Source organism: Vibrio sp. R15-SG3-ISO1B, assembly GCF_059833835.1.
Window position 1 is genome coordinate 1 of record NZ_JCBDGG010000050.1, and the last position, 18405, is coordinate 18405.

At 47.7% G+C, this 18405-nt stretch carries 20 protein-coding genes and 2 pseudogenes; 6 read left to right on the forward strand and 16 right to left on the reverse strand.

Going from position 1 to position 18405, the window contains the following annotated elements; translation table 11 throughout:
* Positions 1-197: pseudogene (locus tag AC6R0S_RS16080) on the forward strand (L-ribulose-5-phosphate 3-epimerase); the annotation flags it as partial.
* Positions 198-208: 11 nt separating this feature from the next.
* Positions 209-1450, forward strand: a complete 1242-nt coding sequence (locus AC6R0S_RS16085; RefSeq protein WP_500638358.1) for an MFS transporter — start codon at positions 209-211, stop codon at positions 1448-1450.
* A gap of 4 nt (positions 1451-1454) precedes the next feature.
* Here AC6R0S_RS16085 and AC6R0S_RS16090 read toward each other — a convergent pair whose 3' ends face one another.
* From AC6R0S_RS16090 to AC6R0S_RS16100, 3 genes are all read right to left on the reverse strand, one after another.
* Positions 1455-1592, reverse strand: a complete 138-nt coding sequence (locus tag AC6R0S_RS16090) for a hypothetical protein (protein ID WP_500630021.1) — start codon at positions 1590-1592, stop codon at positions 1455-1457.
* 254 nt (positions 1593-1846) lie between these two features.
* Positions 1847-2452, reverse strand: coding sequence for a beta-phosphoglucomutase family hydrolase (locus tag AC6R0S_RS16095; protein ID WP_500638359.1), 606 nt, complete (start codon positions 2450-2452; stop codon positions 1847-1849).
* Positions 2453-2568: 116 nt separating this feature from the next.
* The gene (locus tag AC6R0S_RS16100) at positions 2569-2703 is read right to left on the reverse strand and encodes a hypothetical protein (protein ID WP_487902802.1); all 135 of its coding nucleotides are present in this window, start codon (positions 2701-2703) and stop codon (positions 2569-2571) included.
* A gap of 122 nt (positions 2704-2825) precedes the next feature.
* On the opposite strand from AC6R0S_RS16100, the gene AC6R0S_RS16105 reads away from it, so the two are divergent.
* Both AC6R0S_RS16105 and AC6R0S_RS16110 read left to right on the forward strand, forming a co-directional pair.
* Complete coding sequence (locus tag AC6R0S_RS16105) at positions 2826-3752, forward strand: D-2-hydroxyacid dehydrogenase (RefSeq protein ID WP_500638360.1); 927 nt, start codon at positions 2826-2828, stop codon at positions 3750-3752.
* On the forward strand, positions 3752-4336 hold the full coding sequence (locus tag AC6R0S_RS16110) for a uracil-DNA glycosylase family protein (protein WP_500638361.1): 585 nt from the start codon (positions 3752-3754) through the stop codon (positions 4334-4336). Before AC6R0S_RS16105 ends, AC6R0S_RS16110 begins: the two co-directional genes overlap by 1 nt.
* 69 nt (positions 4337-4405) lie before the next feature.
* Here the strand turns inward: AC6R0S_RS16110 and AC6R0S_RS16115 are convergent, their stop codons facing one another.
* From AC6R0S_RS16115 to AC6R0S_RS16155, 9 genes are all read right to left on the reverse strand, one after another.
* On the reverse strand, positions 4406-5245 hold the full coding sequence (locus AC6R0S_RS16115; RefSeq protein ID WP_500630579.1) for a hypothetical protein: 840 nt from the start codon (positions 5243-5245) through the stop codon (positions 4406-4408).
* A gap of 14 nt (positions 5246-5259) precedes the next feature.
* Complete coding sequence (locus AC6R0S_RS16120) at positions 5260-6849, reverse strand: hypothetical protein (protein ID WP_500638362.1); 1590 nt, start codon at positions 6847-6849, stop codon at positions 5260-5262.
* Between the two features lie 2 nt (positions 6850-6851).
* A complete protein-coding gene (locus AC6R0S_RS16125) occupies positions 6852-8387 on the reverse strand; it encodes an OmpA family protein (RefSeq protein ID WP_500638363.1) in 1536 nt (511 codons plus the stop codon).
* Positions 8374-8730, reverse strand: coding sequence for a hypothetical protein (locus AC6R0S_RS16130; protein WP_500630582.1), 357 nt, complete (start codon positions 8728-8730; stop codon positions 8374-8376). The genes AC6R0S_RS16125 and AC6R0S_RS16130 overlap by 14 nt, the downstream gene beginning before the upstream one ends.
* 416 nt (positions 8731-9146) lie before the next feature.
* On the reverse strand, positions 9147-9503 hold the full coding sequence (locus AC6R0S_RS16135; protein ID WP_500630583.1) for a DUF4870 family protein: 357 nt from the start codon (positions 9501-9503) through the stop codon (positions 9147-9149).
* 170 nt (positions 9504-9673) lie between these two features.
* Entirely contained in the window at positions 9674-10840 is a 1167-nt protein-coding gene (locus AC6R0S_RS16140) for a nucleotide sugar dehydrogenase (RefSeq protein WP_500638364.1), read from the reverse strand.
* Between the two features lie 170 nt (positions 10841-11010).
* Positions 11011-12654 carry a chaperonin GroEL gene (gene groL, locus AC6R0S_RS16145; protein WP_500634077.1) on the reverse strand — a complete coding sequence of 548 codons (1644 nt, stop codon included), beginning with the start codon at positions 12652-12654 and terminating at the stop codon, positions 11011-11013.
* A gap of 72 nt (positions 12655-12726) precedes the next feature.
* On the reverse strand, positions 12727-13017 hold the full coding sequence (locus AC6R0S_RS16150; RefSeq protein WP_334554749.1) for a co-chaperone GroES: 291 nt from the start codon (positions 13015-13017) through the stop codon (positions 12727-12729).
* Positions 13018-13221: 204 nt separating this feature from the next.
* Positions 13222-14106: a LysR family transcriptional regulator gene (locus tag AC6R0S_RS16155; RefSeq protein WP_500634076.1), complete on the reverse strand. Its 885-nt coding sequence runs from the start codon at positions 14104-14106 to the stop codon at positions 13222-13224.
* Positions 14107-14214: 108 nt separating this feature from the next.
* Here AC6R0S_RS16155 and AC6R0S_RS16160 point away from each other — a divergent pair, with 108 nt between their 5' ends.
* The gene (locus AC6R0S_RS16160; RefSeq protein ID WP_487902810.1) at positions 14215-14517 is read left to right on the forward strand and encodes a putative quinol monooxygenase; all 303 of its coding nucleotides are present in this window, start codon (positions 14215-14217) and stop codon (positions 14515-14517) included.
* Positions 14514-15491 (forward strand): Gfo/Idh/MocA family protein, encoded by a 978-nt coding sequence (locus AC6R0S_RS16165; protein WP_500638365.1) that lies wholly within the window; start codon positions 14514-14516, stop codon positions 15489-15491. The genes AC6R0S_RS16160 and AC6R0S_RS16165 overlap by 4 nt, the downstream gene beginning before the upstream one ends.
* A gap of 78 nt (positions 15492-15569) precedes the next feature.
* On the opposite strand, the gene AC6R0S_RS16170 is transcribed toward AC6R0S_RS16165, so the two are convergent.
* The 4 genes and pseudogenes from AC6R0S_RS16170 to AC6R0S_RS16185 all read right to left on the reverse strand — a co-directional run.
* The gene (locus tag AC6R0S_RS16170; RefSeq protein WP_500638366.1) at positions 15570-15902 is read right to left on the reverse strand and encodes a DUF3135 domain-containing protein; all 333 of its coding nucleotides are present in this window, start codon (positions 15900-15902) and stop codon (positions 15570-15572) included.
* A 172-nt stretch (positions 15903-16074) separates the two neighbouring features.
* A complete protein-coding gene (locus tag AC6R0S_RS16175) occupies positions 16075-17196 on the reverse strand; it encodes an LPS O-antigen chain length determinant protein WzzB (protein WP_500638368.1) in 1122 nt (373 codons plus the stop codon).
* 201 nt (positions 17197-17397) lie between these two features.
* Positions 17398-18022, reverse strand: a pseudogene (locus AC6R0S_RS16180) (helix-turn-helix transcriptional regulator).
* On the reverse strand, positions 18019-18405 hold a 387-nt coding region (locus tag AC6R0S_RS16185; protein ID WP_500638367.1), incomplete at its 5' end, for a biotin protein ligase-related protein. The gene AC6R0S_RS16185 and the pseudogene AC6R0S_RS16180, both read right to left, overlap by 4 nt.

Here is an 18405-nt window from a genome sequence, read left to right on the forward strand (position 1 = left end):
AAGGCCAGTTTCGCGACCTAGTAATTGGACAAGGTGAAGTTGACTTTAACGGTATTTTCAAGACTTTAGCTGAGATTGACTATCAGGCACCGTTTGTGATCGAAATGTGGGCACAAAACGAGCACTGGTTTGATGACATCCTTGAAGCCAAGGCAACACTGACGCGTATTGCGAATGAGGCAGGGTTGGCACTCTAAGGGAGAAGGCGATGAAATCCGTGCGAATAAAGGATGCGCCTTTAGCGTTACTTTCATCGATCTTTTTCATTTGGGGACTGATTACCGTCTGCAGTAATTCACTGATCCCACACTACAAAGAGGCATTTGATCTCGACTACAAGATGGCCATGCTCTTTCCCATGGCCTTCTTTATCACCCGCATCACCGTTTCATTGCCGACGTCCTTAGTCATGCTCCACTTGGGCTACAAAACCACCTTGAAATACTGTTTGATCGGGTGCTTATTCGGTTGCCTTTCAATGGCGTATCTAGTGCGCGAGGAAACGCTCATAACGACCGTGTTGGGGATTTTACTGATGGCATCAGGCATTTCCGCCATCCAGGTCGTAAGCTCTCCCTATGTCTCCCTACTCGATAGGCCAGAAAAAAGCGTCCTACGCCAGAGTATCGCCACCGCATCCAACTCAATAGGGACCGTGCTTGGTCCTTTAATATTGGCTGCGGTTATTCTTATCGCCACCACGTTTGGGTGGACGCAGACAGCGGAGCACGTCTCCATTTTATTCGTCTGTATCGCCACGTACTTCGCCGCTTTGATTGTCTGTTTTCACTCTATTCACTTACCCGATATTCAGCCCGGCAAAAAAACCAAGTTTCGACACGGCATCTCTGCGCTGTTTCACAATCAATCATTTCGAACGCTCGCCATTGCGCTGACCTTGTACGTCGGCGTAGAAGTCAGTTTCGGTACTTATACAATTTCCTACCTCGCAGATGAGGCCTATGGGCAAATAGGTTTAGTATCGGCAACACAATGGATTACGTGGTATTGGATGGGGATGTTCTTGGGGAGGGTGGGCTTCGCTCGGCTGGGCGCCAAGGTAAATGTCACGCGATTGCTGACCTGCTGTTGCGCGCTTGCCATACTCATCAGCGTGTTTGCGATGACCATTCATCACGTCAGTATTGGGTATCTTATGCTCAGTGTCGGTTTGTTAAATGCCACACTTTACCCAATCATCTACTCTAAGGCACTTCACGCTGCCGGCGCTTACAGAGAGCAAGGCGCAGCTGTACTTATCATGTGCTCTATTGGCGGCGTACTTTTACCGTTGATTCAAGCAATAGTGATCGACGCTTGGAACTTACACACTAGCTTCATCGCTCCCGCCATCGCTTACCTAGCGATGGTCGCTCTGTATTACAAAGCGCAACACCATAAGTCTGCTTTAGCCCGCACGGCACAAAATGAAGCGGGCGATCAACGTTAGTCTCTTAGACCCAAGCAGATGCTAGGAAAAGAACGAGTGCGCTCATAGACACAGCCGCTTTAACAAAAAACATAAACTCATCAGCGATCATTGATTTCATAGGCTCTTCATTTTTTTCAGAAGTCATAACTGTCGTGTTCATACTTAACCCTTGTACTGATTATGTGATCTATGGTTAATTTTGCTCCAATTTGTGACATTAGTCAATCAAATCTGTACTTTTATTACACAGAACAAGGTCAAAAAATGCAACGACAGGCGTGAAATACCTAAGCCGGTAATTATATTACATAAACGATGGTGCGCGCCCTCGAAGGCAACATCCGCCTTTTCACTTGATGTGTTTGACGGGTGCTCTCGCGAAACGGGCGCAATACGATAGGTGTGAAGTCGAGTCTATGGACGTCTCGCCGGAATAAATTGCACCACGGTGCCATTCTTTACCATGAAGCAATCCATGCCTGCTCGTGTTGCCGCTTGTTGACCAATCAGTGTATCTTCGAAAACGACACAGTTTGCAGGAGGTACCGACAAGTTCTGAGCCACCTGCAGAAACGTATCGGGATGAGGTTTGTGGTTGACCACATCATCTGAAGTGACCAATGTTTGGATATAGGAAGGAATCGATGTGGTGGCTAAAATCGCGTTGGCATGCTTAGCCTGCGATCCAGTGCCAATACCCACTTTCTTCGTGTTCGCATAGCGCTTTAATAGTGAGAAGGTCCCTTCTATCACTTCGCCTTTGTGTTCAATCGCTTCATAGTTGGCCGTTTTATCCGCCGTGATCATGGCAGGATCCAACGTCAACTCGTACCGTTTTAACAGTTCAAGTGTCACCTTCCTTGATGGCATGCCACCCAGGCTATCAAGCCAAGGCTTGTCATAAGGGATAGAGAAGGTTTTACACGTTTTCTCCCACGCTGTCGCATGAGCGATCATGGAATTGACTAAAGTGCCATCTAAGTCAAAGATGATACCTTGGTAATGCGTTAAATCGGGCATCTGCTTCCTTATCATTAACGTTGATGACGATCGAACCAAACGGCGAAACAACCGATAGAAAACACCGAGGCGAGGATCATTAGCATCGCGAGAGTAAAGTACGTCATCTTAAGCTCCTACTGTTTTCTTTTCGCATTGTCACTGATACGCTTCTCTAAACACGCGATCAAACGTTCTGAATTAAAGGTAAGGAAAGCGACGGCGCTGCCTATCAGCAACATCACCAGCAGAAAAATCGTCGTCGTACTCATATGGCCTCCGAGCGCGAGATTGATTGAGTCACCATTGTCAGTGTAACGGGTATCATTAAATAAAACCAATGAATAGATAACTCATCATTCGCCCGCCAGACGATATCAATAAGGATGTTTCCATGACCTTTGCTTCCCACAATGTCTACCTGTTGACTGAGCACAACGAGCGCTATCAGGCGTTACTCAGTGAGTTGGATTTACCGGATCTCACGTTCACACAAGACAAAGCCGAAGCGACGATCTTGCTGGCCGCGCCGCCGATGGCCGCTAAAGCCATGGATCAATTTCCCAACCTAGAGTGGATTCAATCTATCTATGCCGGTGTCGATGCGCTGGTGCCGCACTTGCAAGACTTTGAAGGTGTGCTGACTAACGTGAAGGGCATATTTGGTCAGCAGATTTCAGAGTATGTGCTCGGTTATGTGATTGCCCACCAGCGTCATTTTGCCCACTATCAAAGCGAGCAGAAAAAAGCGCAATGGACGCCCAAGCCCTACAGCTCTTTAAATGAACTCAATATGGTCATTCTCGGCACCGGCTCGATTGGTACACACCTCGCCCAAAGTGCCAAGGCACTGGGCATGCGCGTCTCTGGCGTGAATCGCAGCGGGATCCCGAGCAAGCACTCACCTTTCGATGCGCTCTACCATGTGCAAGAGTTAGCAACTGCGCTGGCGGGCGCGGATGTGGTGGTCAACACCCTGCCCAACACGCCGGACACTCAGCATATTCTCAACCATCAGACCTTAAGTCACTTAGACCAAGCCTGGCTGTTTAACGTTGGCCGAGGCGCGGCGTTAGATGAACATGCGTTGATTGAAGCCATTGAGCAAGGCTGCGTGCAGCATGCGTTTTTGGATGTGTTTGAGCAAGAGCCACTGCATGGCGAGCACCCATTTTGGTCCCACCCTCATATCACCGTCACGCCACACATTGCTGCGCTGAGCTTTCCAGAGCAGGCGGCAGAGATATTTGCCGAAAACTACGCGAGATGGCGTGACGGGTTTCGTTTGCTGCATGTGGTGGAGCCAAAGCGAGGTTACTGATGCTGGATTCACTGCTGAGCGAGATTCGCGCCTGTCGCCACTGCGAGGCGCACCTACCGCTGGGCGCCAATCCGGTGATCCAAGCCCATCAGGATGCCAAGCTAATGATTATCGGCCAAGCGCCAGGTACACGTGTTCATCACAGCTCCATTCCATGGAATGACCCTAGTGGCGACCGGCTGCGAGATTGGCTAGGCTTGGACAAGACTCAATTCTATGACGCCAAGAACATTGCGATTATGCCGATGGGGTTGTGTTATCCCGGCAAAGGCCACTCTGGAGATCTGCCCCCGCGCAAAGAGTGCGCGCCAATGTGGCATCAAAAGGTGCTTGAGGCGCTGCCCAATATCGGTATGACACTGCTAATTGGTCAATACGCGCAGCGCTACTACCTCTCAGACAAACCCTGCTCACTCACCGAAACAGTCAAACAGTGGCAAACTTGGGCGCCCCATACACTCCCCCTGCCTCACCCTTCACCGCGAAATACTTTATGGCTAAAGCGCAACCCGTGGTTTGAGGCGGAGGTAGTGCCTTATATTCGCCAGTATGTGCATGAGCATCTGAATCATCAGAGTTTTTAACAAGTCAAATAAAAACTCCCTTCTGTATGAATCACATGAAGGGAGTCTCACCGAACACTTTGATATCGCCTAACGGATATCACTGAGTAGCATTGGCTTACCAAAAGCAATCAGGTTAGCGTTGCTTTGATTAAAGTAGTCTCGCCAAAACAGCTCTAAGTAATTCATCTTCTGAGCCGATATGTATTGCTGATTACCGGGCACAACCCCGGTACCAATAATATAAACATCGGCTTGATTGAAGTTTGCAAACATCTGAGCGTTGGATACTTTTACCAACTCTTGCTGCGGATCGATGACCCGCGTTTTATTGCTCTTATAAAATGACGTGATGTCAGAGTTCTCGAGCATGTCGCTGATGATCAGAACAACTTTTCTTTTCGAGGTCGAGTATGTCAGGACTTGTCTGCTGATGTCATTGAGCGTGCCAATCAACTCCGTATTAGTTGGCTTTTCTTGTGGTTGAAATGCCTCTTGTAATGCCACCCCAATTTGATTGAGCATAAACTTATGCTGTTGGTCCAGACATTTGTCTAAAGCCTTTAAAACTGATTTCTTAACATAACTACGATGCTCATCATCTATCTGAGTATCAAGCTGACCGTTAAATGCGACTTTGGTATAGCTGTCTTGGGCAAAAGATGAAAACTCGACGAGTTGAACTTTATCACCAGGCTGGATAAATCGGGTCACACTCTGATACAACTCGGCCTTGATACCTTGGTCAAGCGAATGAGCCATCGTTTTATCAACGAGGATAACCAGCTCTCTCTCCATGGGCTTCTGGTAATACTCGCTAGGTACGTCCGTTGTGCAACTAGGCACATCGTTTCTCAATGTTGCCGCTTGCGAAAGTTGAGAAAAGAGCGCAAACACGATGCAAGAAAGTGGCAAAAGAATCCTCTTCATATCTACTCCTTTCATTAAGACGACATCGCTTGTTGTTGCAATCGAGCCAATCGCTCTTCTGCCGTTTCAGGCTTGGGTTCGTTTTGAATAGCTTTCAATGCGGTGACAATTTGCTCATCCGTTAACCCATCCAAATCGTTATTTTTTACTTTGTTCATGATATCTACATCACTTAAAAAGGCCTCCGCTACCGAGGGTGTATCCAACTGATTAGGCTCAATCACAGTTTGATTATTTGTGCTCTGCGGCTTTACCGTCGGTGCTTCACTAGGCTTGTCGTTATGAAACACAGGCTGTTGAGCTTTAATCAACTCCGGCGACTCAGCATTTTTCAATGCTCTCAGTTTGTAATAGTTGATAAAGTTACGACTAGATGGGTTGTTTGCTGCGTATATGACATGTTGCTCACCAGAATTTTGCTGTGCGTAAATCGCAATTTTGCTCTGCAAATGTGAGAGAACACTCTGAGCAACCCTTTCAACCCCCGCTTGACGAGAAGCGAAATACTCTAGGTAAGCATTAACGTTTGAAAATTTGTAAGTGGCGTTGTAGGCATCTTTCGACTCTTTACCAGAAAACGTACTCTTGAAACCAAGATAAATACTGTAAGCCTGCATCGCTGCAAAAATGACGGCCAACATAATGAATGTCATCCATCCACCTCGCTTGTGCGCGTCAATCGCATCTCGGAATGCCGCTTTTTCGGCTTCGTCATTGTAGTTCGTCAACTCAGCCGGTGCTGAATCAGCAAATGGGTTAGCGACAGCAAACACACCACCCATTCCTTCTTGTTCATGACCACTGATTTCTTCAATAGCCAGTTTCTCGAGCACTTGACCACGCACATACGTTGCTCCCACGGCAACAATGGAAATAAACAGAACGGTAACGATACTCATCATCCAAGACTTAGTGAAACCAGCATTGGTTTTTGCCAAACGGTTTGCAATTTGTCGCCAACTAGGCTCTTGATCATCGATTGTGTTTGTCTTGGATTTTAATCCCACATTTAAGTTTGGCGAAATAACACCGGGTTTTTGAGGATCATGATTCCAATGTAGTCTCACTTTTCCAATTTGCTGATTACGATAAAGCTCCCCACCCATAGCATGAGTAAAACCAACAAGTAGGACACTAATCAACAGTGCAATCCCAACCGCCGCTTGTATTTGAATCGACTCACTGCCGTCTTGAATGGTAAAACCCGCCAATACATAGGCAAAGCCCGCCGCTTCAATCAATACCATCACTGATAAGCCCAACCATGTGTACCATTTCATCGGGGAGATACCTGTGTCACCGACCTTATTTAGATAACGGCTGGCTTGCTCATAATGGTATTCATCGGCATTGTATTTATCAAAATAAGGCAGAAAACTGTTGCATACCTCTCGCTCAGAGTTAAACCAACGTTGATCATCCAAGCCCAATCTTTTGGCCAAACGCGCGTTTTTACCAAACAATGGAATACGGTAATAGAGTGCTTTTAGTTGCAAGTTAATTGCATCACGATTACTCAAATATAGCGCAATCAGAGCAACGGTCGTACCGATCGCCGTCACCAACATGCGATTCAATAGAAGCCAAGCTGTAAGTCCATTCATGATTATAATTTTCCTGGTTTGTAGTCTGCAATCATCAGGCCCTTAGGCCCTTGGTAGTAAATTTTTCCTGCAAAAGACGAAAAGTTTCCATTGGAATGCGTTTTATTCGCAGCAATATCAATGCATTTAATTGGGTAGTTTTCCTCTTGCACAAACGCTCGATAGATAACCCCCTTTGTTCCGTTGTAGATATTGACGTGGACATCTTTTTGGGTTTTGGCAGGCTTAACGTTTGAGTTACGACCGTAGCCTTGGTAAACGTATAATTGTGGTGTTTCCGACACGACGAGCTTATGTCGGTCTACCGCAACCGGAGCCAACGCCACTAGGTGGTCGTTCACTTTCGCGCCCCACGCCGTCTTGTTCATCCCTGGTAAATAATCCGTGGTTCGCAGGTTGTCATCTCCCAGCTGTTTGAGACCTGTGGTCACGCTAGGCTCATCGTAAACACACGAAGACTCCTCGAGAGTATTGGCCACTGCTTGACCAATTAAAGAAAAACGGTTGGACTCTTGAGCTCCTATGTACGCAAAAAGATTGTCATCCAAACCCTCGTATAATTGCCCGCCAAAGTCTACGAATGCCCGACTGCTTAAGCTACGACGGTTATCTTTATTAATAACCTCTTTGGCTGCCTCTGACGTTTGCTGTGAATGAGCCATACCTTTATTAACTTGTTGACTTACCGTCTGGCTGCGACTGGCAATATTATCTGTGGTACGCATCTTGGCGAAGCTAGGTTCTGTGGCTTTGTATTTCACATAGTTCGTCACGTACTCGGGTTTATTCTCCAAAGTAACGACTTCAATCCGGCGGTTTTCTGCACGCCCTTGAACAGAGTTGTTTGAAGCAATCGGCTGTGATTCACCGGCCCCATATACGTAGATGTTTTCTTTAGGAATACCATTTTTTATCAGTTGCTTGGCTACACTTGTAGCGCGCTCTAATGAGATCTTTGCATTGAGCTGGGCTGAGCCTGTACTATCGGTATGTCCAACAATCAGTATCGCACTACCACTCGGTTTTACCGTCTCCGCGTATTGACTAAAAAAGCGCTGATGCTTTTTACTGGAAATTGATGTTTGCCCTGACTTAAAGATGTCTCCCTTTACCGTTGCCGACAAACCAACGACTTCCGAAGAGCCTATAACCTGCTTTATGCGCTCAGTATTGCCTGACTTTTCAGCTTCAATAATGGCTTGTGACTGGACAGCAACCATCTGGCCTTCCTCTTCCGAGGAGCCCACTCGCTCAAATTCAACCTCAACGGCTTCTTTTTCTGCGGCTAGAGCCAATTTTTCTTCTCGCTGTGCCCAATAGTACCCAACGGAACAGCCAACCAACGCCCCGACGCCCGCACCTATCCATGCTCCTTTATCACCACCAATTGCATTGCCAGCTAAACCACCAACAATCATTCCGCCAGCACACCCAATTAATGTGGTCGAGCTGATGCCACCAAAATCACCGGTGTTCGAACAACTGGTAATAGATAAAGCGATACTAACGGACACTGCAACTTGTTTAAATCTCGGCATTTTTTACATCCATGCAACTGTACTGAATTGTGTTTTTACGATCGCCAACCCATCGAACGGCGTAATGTTCATTGAGCGGCTCAATTTCTAGAACTTGCTCAAGTTGATGTGGTTGATCCACCAGATGAAAACGCCACAAGTCTGATGTCTGTTCGATAGATACAACATCAAACTCATATCGAATAGAGTGAGGCATACCTAAACTTTGGAGAGCCAGATTAAAGGTCGTAATCAACTCAACATTCTCTGGGTTGATACGAAAATTGAAGGTCGTTTCCTCTTCACCGATAGACAGCACGCCAGTAAAACTTTGACACTGGGGGAGTGAGACGGGGGGAGACATGAGCAAATACACTACCCATGACATCGTCATGATAATTAGAACTAACGTTGCTTTCTTGAGGCCCATTTTGAGTCACATCAATAGTGAATACAGGTGCCTTGTTAAGGACAAGAAATCAACAAAACACCAACTAGACAACCGATCATCGTTATTTGTAAATACTTAATTAGTCGATGATTTTTATGTTATGTAATATCTTTTTACAAAGATTGGGAGACACAATCAAGAAATGGTCGACACAAACACGACCAATACATTCAAATATGTGATCAATAGCACTGAAAATGAATTTATTGACACCATTTTATATAAAACAACATGAGCACATGAAAAACCAAAAGACACCATAAAAACAAGAAAAGCGCCCTCATAAAATGAGCGCGCTTTAACTTACGATCAAGCAAACTACACCGCTATTATGCGAAAGACTTGCTGTCTATCGCCCTCGCAATACCTTTGATGTATTTGTATAAAGAGTAAATGAGCGCTGCAAGCAACACGATATACCCCACCACAAATACTAGTGTGAGCACGCCCAGAATGCTGAGAATGACTGATACCCAAAATGTTTTTGTCGCGTTTGAAAAATGACTTTCAAATACGGTTCCTTTGGCATCAGCACGTTTGACGTACGCCCAAATCACACCAGCTATGGACAGCAATCCACCTGTAAACACACCCAATAACAGTAACCCATACGTAATTAGAACGTGTGTGCGTATACTCGACAAGTCTGCCGCTCCCTCTTCCATGGTCGCCGTTGTCTCGTTCATCAATCCTATCTCCTATGCAATTGATTGATATAAAAACAACATAATAAACTCTAGGAATAAATTTAAATAGTGCGCTTGTTCATTGTTTTTAAAGAAATTATCATGAAACAGTTCGATTTAAACACCTAGGCAGGAAACGCGCCTACTTACACTCTGCAAATTAAAATACTTCAATCTGAACCAAACAAATCTCGCGTGTATACCTTCTCTTTCACATCCATCAGCGCTTCACAGCGTCGGTTCGAGACGATCACGTCGGCGCGTGATTTAAATGCGTCAAGATCACGAATGACGGGCGAATTGAAAAAGTGCGGCTCAGTGATGACAGGCTCATACACAATCACTTTAATCCCTCTGGCCTTCAAACGCTTCATGATCCCCTGTATCGATGACGAGCGAAAGTTGTCCGAGCCAGACTTCATGATCAAACGATAAATCCCCACCACCTTGGGTTGGCGCTTTAAGATCGCTTCTGCAATCACATCTTTGCGAGTTTTGTTCGCCGCCACAATCGCAGCGATCAAGTTGTTTGGCACGTCACGGTAGTTCGCGAGCAACTGTTTGGTGTCTTTCGGTAAACAATAACCGCCATAACCAAAGGATGGATTATTGTAGTGATGGCCGATACGTGGATCGAGCCCGACACCTTCAATGATTTGCTTGGTATCTAAGCCATGACTCTCGGCGTAAGAGTCCAATTCATTGAAGTACGCAACGCGCATCGCTAGGTAGGTATTGGAGAACAGCTTGACCGCTTCGGCCTCTGTCGAATCGGTAAACAATACTGGGATATCGGTCTTGATCGCCCCGTCGGTCAGTAACGCAGCAAACTGCTTAGCCCGTTCACTCTGCTCTCCCACAATAATACGAGAGGGATACAGGTTGTCATACAACGCTTTGCCTTCACGAAGAAACTCAGGCGAAAACAATATCTGGTCACATTGGAAACGCGCTTTGACTTGCTCAGTATAGCCCACGGGAACTGTGGATTTGATCACCATGACAGCCGATGCGTTTAACGCCAGCACCTGCTGAATAACACTTTCAACAGAGTGCGTATCAAATGTATTGGTCACCGGATCATAGTCTGTCGGCGTGGCAATAATGACAAACTGGGCACCCTCTAGCGCTTCTTGCATGTCAGTGGTGGCTCGAAAATTGAGCGGTTTCTCGCGTAAAAACAGCTCGATTTCCGGATCTCGAATGGGGGATATACGGTCGTTGAGCTTATCGACTTTGCTTGCCACCACATCCACAGCCATCACTTGGTGATGCTGGGCTAAAAGCAGCGCGTTAGATAGCCCGACATACCCACACCCTATCACTGCAATCTTCATTGCACGGTTCCTATTTCTCGTTAATACCCCATCTAGAAATAAAAGCCGCAGGTTGCAGTGAAAAGACACTCATTTGACGATTTTACGACAAAAAAAAACGGAGGCCGAAGCCTCCGTATGATGCCTCGCTTGGAGCGAGACACCTCTTTCAACCAGAAGGGTTGGGATGATTACATCATGCCCATACCACCCATTCCGCCCATGCCGCCCATATCAGGCATTGCTGGTGCCTCTTTTTGTGGTAGGTCGGTGACCATGGCTTCAGTGGTGATCATAAGACCTGCAACAGACGCTGCGAATTGAAGTGCAGAGCGAGTCACTTTCGTTGGGTCTAGGATACCCATCTCAATCATGTCGCCGTATTCGCCAGTTGCCGCGTTGTAACCGTAGTTACCTTCGCCAGCGCGAACGTTGTTCGCTACAACAGACTCTTCATCACCAGCGTTCTTAGTGATTTGACGGATTGGCGCTTCCATCGCACGAAGTGCAACGCGGATACCAACGTTTTGCTCTTCGTTATCACCTTCAAGGTTCGCCACTTTTGATGCTGCGCGGATAAGAGCAACACCACCACCAGCAACCACGCCTTCTTCCACTGCGGCGCGAGTCGCGTGCAGTGCATCTTCAACGCGGTCTTTCTTCTCTTTCATTTCCACTTCTGTCGCTGCGCCCACTTTGATCACAGCCACACCGCCGGCAAGTTTCGCCACGCGCTCTTGAAGTTTTTCTTTGTCGTAGTCTGAGGTTGCGTCTTCGATTTGCTGACGAATCTGCGCCACGCGACCTTGGATCATCTCTTGCTCACCCACACCATCGATGATGGTGGTGTTTTCTTTGGTGATGGTCACGCGCTTCGCTTGACCTAGGTCTTCTAGCGTTACTTTTTCTAGCTCTAGACCGATCTCTTCAGAGATCACTGTACCGCCAGTCAAAATCGCGATGTCTTGCAGCATCGCTTTACGACGATCACCAAAGCCTGGTGCTTTCACAGCCGCCACTTTCACGATACCGCGCATGTTGTTAACAACCAGTGTCGCCAGCGCTTCACCTTCGACATCTTCTGCAATGATAAGCAGAGGACGAGACGCTTTTGCTACCGCTTCTAGCGTTGGAAGAAGCTCGCGGATGTTAGAGACTTTCTTGTCGATCAGTAGGATGAATGGGCTTTCGAGATCAACCGAGCCCGCTTCTTGGTTGTTGATGAAGTAAGGCGATAGGTAGCCGCGGTCAAACTGCATACCTTCTACCACATCGAGCTCATCTTGCAGGGCTTGACCTTCTTCTACAGTGATCACGCCATCACGGCCCACTTTTTCCATCGCTTCAGCAATGATGTTACCTACGGTTGCGTCAGAGTTGGCAGAAATCGTACCCACCTGTGCAATCGCTTTGGTGTCTGAACAAGGTACAGAGAGCGCTTTCAGCTCTTCTACGGCAGCGGTCACGGCTTTGTCGATGCCGCGCTTAAGATCCATTGGGTTCATACCCGCCGCTACCGCTTTTAGACCTTCGTTAACAATCGCTTGCGCCAATACAGTCGCGGTAGTCGTACCGTCACCTGCCGCGTCGTTTGCTTGAGACGCCACTTCTTTGACCATTTGTGCGCCCATGTTTTGGAACTTGTCTTCCAATTCAATTTCACGCGCAACAGAAACACCATCTTTGGTGATGGTTGGTGCACCGAACGATTTGTCCAGTACCACATTGCGGCCTTTAGGGCCCAGCGTCACTTTTACTGCGTCAGCCAGAACGTTCACACCTTCTAGCATTTTAATGCGTGCATCGTTACCAAATTTTACGTCTTTAGCAGCCATCTTTATCTTCCTTTCTAAATTCGATTGATTTTGTTAGTTGGGATTCAGAATTGAATTACTCAACGTTTGCTATTACTCAACGATAGCCATGATGTCGTTTTCAGACATGATCAGAACTTCTTTACCGTCGACTTTTTCGGTTCTTGTGCCGTAGCCTTCAGCAAAAATCACCGTATCACCCACTTTAACGTCTAGAGGCTGAACTGAGCCATTTTCTAGAATGCGGCCTTTACCCACAGCGAGTACTACGCCACGAGTCGATTTTTCTGCCGCAGAACCAGTAAGAACGATGCCACCGGCTGACTTAGATTCAACTTCTTGGCGTTCTACGATAACTCGGTCGTGTAATGGACGAATGTTCATCGGTCGTCTCTCCTGATAATTTCCATTTAGGTTTGATAACGCCCTCAAAGCAGTCGCTCTGAGGCTTTAAAGTCTTGTGCTGACTATTTCAGTCGCGTGCTAACTATATGTGGGATGGTTTGGGTAAACCCAAGGGGGAGAGATGAAAAATTTGTGATCGAGGTTGAAGAAGTGGTGGGTTGCCCACGTTCGGACTTCTCATGGTTATGTTTTGGCGTTTACCGCTGCAACGACAAAATCAACAAAGGTCCGGTTTTTGAGTGACAAATTTTTGGAGCGATACAGCAGGTGTATCGGCTTAGCTTTAGGAACAGCATCTTGAAGGATCTCCATCAACTGGCCGGACTCAATTTCTGGCTCGACCAACAGCTTCGGCTGCAACAGAACACCACATCCTTGGATCGCCGCGAATTTCAATACGTCACCATTGTTTGAGGCAAGCCTAATGCGGCTTTGATCAAAGGTACTGGCGGGCAGGTTCATTACTTGTTGGCTTTCACCTTGGTGATAGTGAAAGCCCAAACAGCAGTGATGTCTGAGATCTTCCAATGATTGAATCCGTCCATGCGCGTTGAGATACGAAGGCGCGGCACAATAGGTCATCGGATAATCGCCTAGCTTTCTTGCAACCAGTGAAGAGTCCACCAGTTCACCTATGCGGATAATGACGTCGGCATCCGTTCGAAACGGGTCAATCAGGTTATTGTCGAGCAACATTTCTACATTGATATCAGGATGCTCAGAGAGAAAGTCGGCGACGATCGGCGCCAATACCGTCTTTCCATAGGTGACAGGACAATTCACTTTGACCGTACCACGGGGCCGATTGATCAGCGTATGAATCAAATTTTCGGCGTTGGCGATGTCTTCAATAATCCGATGACACTCTTGGTAGTAGAGTTTGCCCGCTTCGGTGAGTGACTGTTTTCGGGTGGTGCGATGAATCAATTGTGTCCCTAAACTTTGTTCTAGAAATCGAACATGTTTGCCGATCATGGTAGGAGACAAGTCGAAGTGATGCGCTGCGCTGCGAAAACTGCCCTGTTCAACCACGCAGGCAAAGACTTTCATACTGGTCAGCTTGTCCATTGCGCACCTATAGTTAATAAAGAATAAACTGACTCAAAGTTTATCAATTAGAACGCGTCAATTAAAGTTGACCTTGAACATCCAAAGCCAACAACACAGAGACCACTCATGAGCCAAACGATTTTTGTCACCGCTGAGCTGAGAATGAATGCTGACCAACCAAGAGCGACGGTTATCCAAGCCATCGAGCAATTTTGCCTTGATATGCAAAGTGAAGCCGGCTGCTTACAAGCAATGGCGACGTACGATGACAACATGCCACAACGAGTGATTTTGTGGGAACGTTATGAGAATCGTGCGGCTATTGAAGCCCATTTCACTATGGCCCATACCCGCGCATTTATCGCTTCGGAGATGACCGAGTTGGTTCAGGCTTTTGAAACACAACAAAATGGAGCGCAAGTATCATGAAATGGGGCATTCTTGGAACCAGTTTTATCTCTGGCGTGATGGCAGAAGCCATTAAACAGGATAGTCAAAGTGAGCTGTACGCGGTAGCGGGGCGCTCTGAGAGCAATTTAGCAGCCTTTGCCAAGCAGTACGGGATTGCAAACACATTCACAGATTACGACGCGCTACTGAGTGATGAGCAAATCGATATTATCTACATTGCCTTGCCGAACCATCTTCACCATGACTTTATTATTAAGGCGGCTCAACAAGGTAAAGCGATTTTGTGTGAGAAATCGCTTTCCATCGATATGGAAAAGACGGAACTGGCGCTACAAGCGGTCAAAGACCATCAGGTGTTTTTCGCCGAAGGCTTGATGTACCTGCATCACCCTTTGATTCAAGAGCTGGTTACCATACTCAAATCCGGTGAGATTGGTGAACTGCGCTCGATTCATACCTCCTACATTGCCTCCATCGCCCAGTTCGTCAATCCAGACAGCAAAGGGGCGATATACAACCTTGGTTGCTACCCAATCTCGTTACTGTACCTGGTTGTGAAAACCCTGCTGGGAGAAGACGCTTTTGCGAATCGTTCTCTCAAGGCCATCAGCCGAAGAGGCGCCGACAACAACATCTGTGAAACCACATTGTTGATGAGTTTTGGCGACCACCACACCGCCACCGTACACACCGCTGAAGATCATGGTTTGAAGCATCACTTCACAATCCTTGGCAGTAAAGGCTGTATAACCATGGAAACTAACCCCTGGCTTCCCGCTCAAGACAACCGAGTCAGTGTGGAAATCTATGAGACCTCTAAGCGCGACGTGACGGTAACAGCAGAAGGCGACGCGTTCTTGTATCAAGTACGCCAGGTGCGCCGTGCCGTAGAATCCGGACAAAAAGCGCTGCTCAGCCCTTGTGCCAACTGGCAAGACTCCTACAACATTATGCAATTGTTGACGGAATGGGAGAGTCTCGGCGACGCTTGATCCGCCAAGCCCCCTCTCTCCAAAACGGGTGACTCAAACACCCACTCTCAGATCGGCGCAGAGTCGACGCAATATCGCTCAGCGCCACGCATCAAATGGAATGACCTCTGCCTTTTGTTGGGGTTCAAGCAACGTATCGGTATCAAGCGCTTGCTGGAATTTGGTCATTTGCGTGACGAGTTCACGCATGAGGACAACATTGGTGTGATTGGGGTTTTTACAACGGCTAACGACCAGGTCAATGTGACTTTGCTGTGCCCAGAGCCTAGCTTGCATTGGCTCAGACGCCGCGCTGATCATTTCCTCGCAGATCTCTTTTTTGAGAGCGATAAACGCATCGGGATTTTTTTGCGCCAGTTCGACCAGTTCATCGAACGGCGGCAGTTGCTGAAAAAGCGGTGAAGAGTCCATGTGCGCCTCCTTGCCTCACCCATCAAACGTTAAGAATAGGTTAAAAAGTCAGCGATAAAAAGAGGGAGGATGGGGGAGTCTCATTAATGAGAGGGTGGTGGGTGGGGGGTGGGGGGTGAAATGATGAGAGGTTGACCAAGGGTGTCAACCTCTCGGGGAGAATGATACGTTATTATTGTGTGTCTTCTTCGCGGCGGAAGGCGAAACGGACGAGAACAATAGCCACGCCCAGCATGCCGCCGAGGAGCGTGCCGAGCACTGCGATTAACGCACGCTTAGGCTTATCTCGGCTGATCGGTTGCTCAATATCCTCTAGGAAACGGAAGGTTTGGAATTCGATATTGCGGTCCACTTTTAGGTTCGCCAACATATCGAGTTTCGCATCGATTTGTTGCAAACGAGGCTCTACCACACTGAGGTTTTTCACCGACTGGAGTGCGGCGACTTTGGCTTCTAAGGCTTTCGTCCCCATGTCGATGGCAAAAATTTCACTATCACCATTGGTTTGGATCGGTGTATCAACGCCTGCTGCTTTCGCAATACCGTATGCGTATTGCGCCTTTTCCGCTTCCACTTCTATCCGGTTTTTGGCCTGCGTTTCAAGAATGCGCTTTTGCTGAGCCAGTTCATCACGCTTAGATGACACCAGCGCTTGCAAGTTATCAAGGGCATCTTGGTGTACTTGCTGTTTAATGATACTTAAATATTCGTTTAGGAGCGTAAAACTGCTCTCTTTGGTTGTGGACTGCAGTGAAATGTTATGTGGACTCACCTGGGTCTTTTTATCCACCGGTGTGGCGACTATTTTTTCAAACCACACAGCGTAGAGGCGCTGCATCGCTTCTTTCTCTGCATCCTTATCTGCAAACGCACCTAGCTGGTCTTTAAAGGTTTGAAATTCACTACTGCCATTTAGAAATTGGCGCTTATTATTACTGGAGTTAAACTCGTCGACAAAGCTTTGGAACAGGAGCTCCGTATCCACTAACTCATCCAAAGCTTTGCTCACCAATACCGTACCATCTTCCTGGTAGACATCGAATACCGGTTGGAACTGCTTAACCTGCTGACGGTAAGCAGTGATATCTTGCAGTTGAGGCCTTGTAACCTGTGCTTTAGATGACCACCATTGCTGAGCGGTAAGCGCATAAATCACCGCACCCACGGCAAAGACGACAGTCGTTAAAATGATAATTAACTTACCGTCCCACAGCGCTTTAAACAGCTCTCTTAAATCAATTTCATCATCGTTTCGAAAAGAAGGGGGGACTTGAGGTGAATACTGCTGATTCATCAATGGTTGCTGGTTTTGCCCGCTCACGCTTAATCCTTTGTGCAAATTAGAGTTGTCATTTATTGGGCAAGATTAGCATAGAGTGGTTGTGGGGACTAGATGCCAGTGCCTAGTGCTGAATCTTTAGTTCCTAGTTTCTAGTGCCTAGTTCCTAGAAAAACCCATTCACGCTTCGCTTGAGTCCCCTCTAGGAACTAGGCACTAGGAACTCGACTCTACAACCCTATACCTACACCGTCTCTCCCCCCGCACAATATGCTCCGTCCTTTCAATATGACACTCTGGACCAAGCAGTTGGCGAAAGATGTTCAACTCCGATTGACACAAACTGGGGCAATGGGTCGCGGCGCGGCAGATGGGGCAATGGTTTTCGGTGAACAGATAGCCGCCGTCGCAAGCTTCGAACTCGGCCATGTAGCCCTCTTGCTCGCGGATCTCAACTAGGGCTTGAAGCTTGGCTTCTAGCGTCTCCGCAGCCGTGCATACGCGCTTGATAGTGCGCCAAGGTTTGGCTTTCGCGATCGAGGGTCACTTTTTCTACCCCTTCGAGGCCATACAGACGCCCTACCGCGTCGATGACTTGAATCGTCAGCTCTCCATGACGATCAGCAAAATGGCGATGACCTTTCGCCGTTAAAGACCAGTGGCGTGTCGGCCGACCCACTTTGACGCGAATATCTTCAATCGCCAGCAAGCTGTCGTCTTCCAACGCTTGCAAATGCTGGCGCGCGCCCATGGTCGTCATATCTAGCAGATCGGCAATCTGCTTGGCGGTCACGCTGCCTTCGCGTTTGATGATGTGGAGTATTCGCTCGCCCGTTTTCATGCGCCCCTCAGACTCACTTCCCCGCCCACATACTCTTCTACCCCTTGCTCTGTCTCAATCAATACCGCGCCTTGCGCGTTGATGCCCCTTGCAATACCGTACACCTCTCTTGGCCCCATAATGAGTTTTATAGGACGGCCGAGAAAGTTATCCAACCGGTTCCAACGCTCGACAAAACCGTGCATCCCTTGCAGTTCATAATCAGACAACGCGCGGTGCAGGGTTTTAATTAAGGTGATAGCCAATTGATTGCGATCGACGCTTTCCCCGGTCACCTCAAAGAGGGAGGTCCAAGGCTGGGTAATAGCCGAGGTGGAGCGCTCGCTGCCCGCGGCCATTTGCAGGTTCATGCCCATACCAATCACAAGGCTGGCGGCGGCGCC

Excerpts from the sequence above, each read along its gene's own strand:
- AC6R0S_RS16150 (WP_334554749.1), bottom strand. The coding sequence starts at position 13,017 with ATGAACATTCGTCCATTACACGACCGAGTTATCGTAGAACGCCAAGAA.
- AC6R0S_RS16105 (WP_500638360.1), top strand. The coding sequence starts at position 2,826 with ATGACCTTTGCTTCCCACAATGTCTACCTGTTGACTGAGCACAACGAG.
- AC6R0S_RS16160 (WP_487902810.1), top strand. The coding sequence starts at position 14,215 with ATGAGCCAAACGATTTTTGTCACCGCTGAGCTGAGAATGAATGCTGAC.
- AC6R0S_RS16090 (WP_500630021.1), bottom strand. The coding sequence starts at position 1,592 with ATGAACACGACAGTTATGACTTCTGAAAAAAATGAAGAGCCTATGAAA.
- AC6R0S_RS16130 (WP_500630582.1), bottom strand. The coding sequence starts at position 8,730 with ATGTCTCCCCCCGTCTCACTCCCCCAGTGTCAAAGTTTTACTGGCGTG.
- AC6R0S_RS16110 (WP_500638361.1), top strand. The coding sequence starts at position 3,752 with ATGCTGGATTCACTGCTGAGCGAGATTCGCGCCTGTCGCCACTGCGAG.
- AC6R0S_RS16135 (WP_500630583.1), bottom strand. The coding sequence starts at position 9,503 with ATGAACGAGACAACGGCGACCATGGAAGAGGGAGCGGCAGACTTGTCG.
- AC6R0S_RS16140 (WP_500638364.1), bottom strand. The coding sequence starts at position 10,840 with ATGAAGATTGCAGTGATAGGGTGTGGGTATGTCGGGCTATCTAACGCG.
- AC6R0S_RS16095 (WP_500638359.1), bottom strand. The coding sequence starts at position 2,452 with ATGCCCGATTTAACGCATTACCAAGGTATCATCTTTGACTTAGATGGC.
- AC6R0S_RS16100 (WP_487902802.1), bottom strand. The coding sequence starts at position 2,703 with ATGAGTACGACGACGATTTTTCTGCTGGTGATGTTGCTGATAGGCAGC.
- AC6R0S_RS16175 (WP_500638368.1), bottom strand. The coding sequence starts at position 17,196 with ATGAATCAGCAGTATTCACCTCAAGTCCCCCCTTCTTTTCGAAACGAT.
- AC6R0S_RS16155 (WP_500634076.1), bottom strand. The coding sequence starts at position 14,106 with ATGGACAAGCTGACCAGTATGAAAGTCTTTGCCTGCGTGGTTGAACAG.
- AC6R0S_RS16170 (WP_500638366.1), bottom strand. The coding sequence starts at position 15,902 with ATGGACTCTTCACCGCTTTTTCAGCAACTGCCGCCGTTCGATGAACTG.
- AC6R0S_RS16085 (WP_500638358.1), top strand. The coding sequence starts at position 209 with ATGAAATCCGTGCGAATAAAGGATGCGCCTTTAGCGTTACTTTCATCG.
- AC6R0S_RS16165 (WP_500638365.1), top strand. The coding sequence starts at position 14,514 with ATGAAATGGGGCATTCTTGGAACCAGTTTTATCTCTGGCGTGATGGCA.
- AC6R0S_RS16125 (WP_500638363.1), bottom strand. The coding sequence starts at position 8,387 with ATGCCGAGATTTAAACAAGTTGCAGTGTCCGTTAGTATCGCTTTATCT.
- AC6R0S_RS16120 (WP_500638362.1), bottom strand. The coding sequence starts at position 6,849 with ATGAATGGACTTACAGCTTGGCTTCTATTGAATCGCATGTTGGTGACG.
- groL (WP_500634077.1), bottom strand. The coding sequence starts at position 12,654 with ATGGCTGCTAAAGACGTAAAATTTGGTAACGATGCACGCATTAAAATG.
- AC6R0S_RS16115 (WP_500630579.1), bottom strand. The coding sequence starts at position 5,245 with ATGAAGAGGATTCTTTTGCCACTTTCTTGCATCGTGTTTGCGCTCTTT.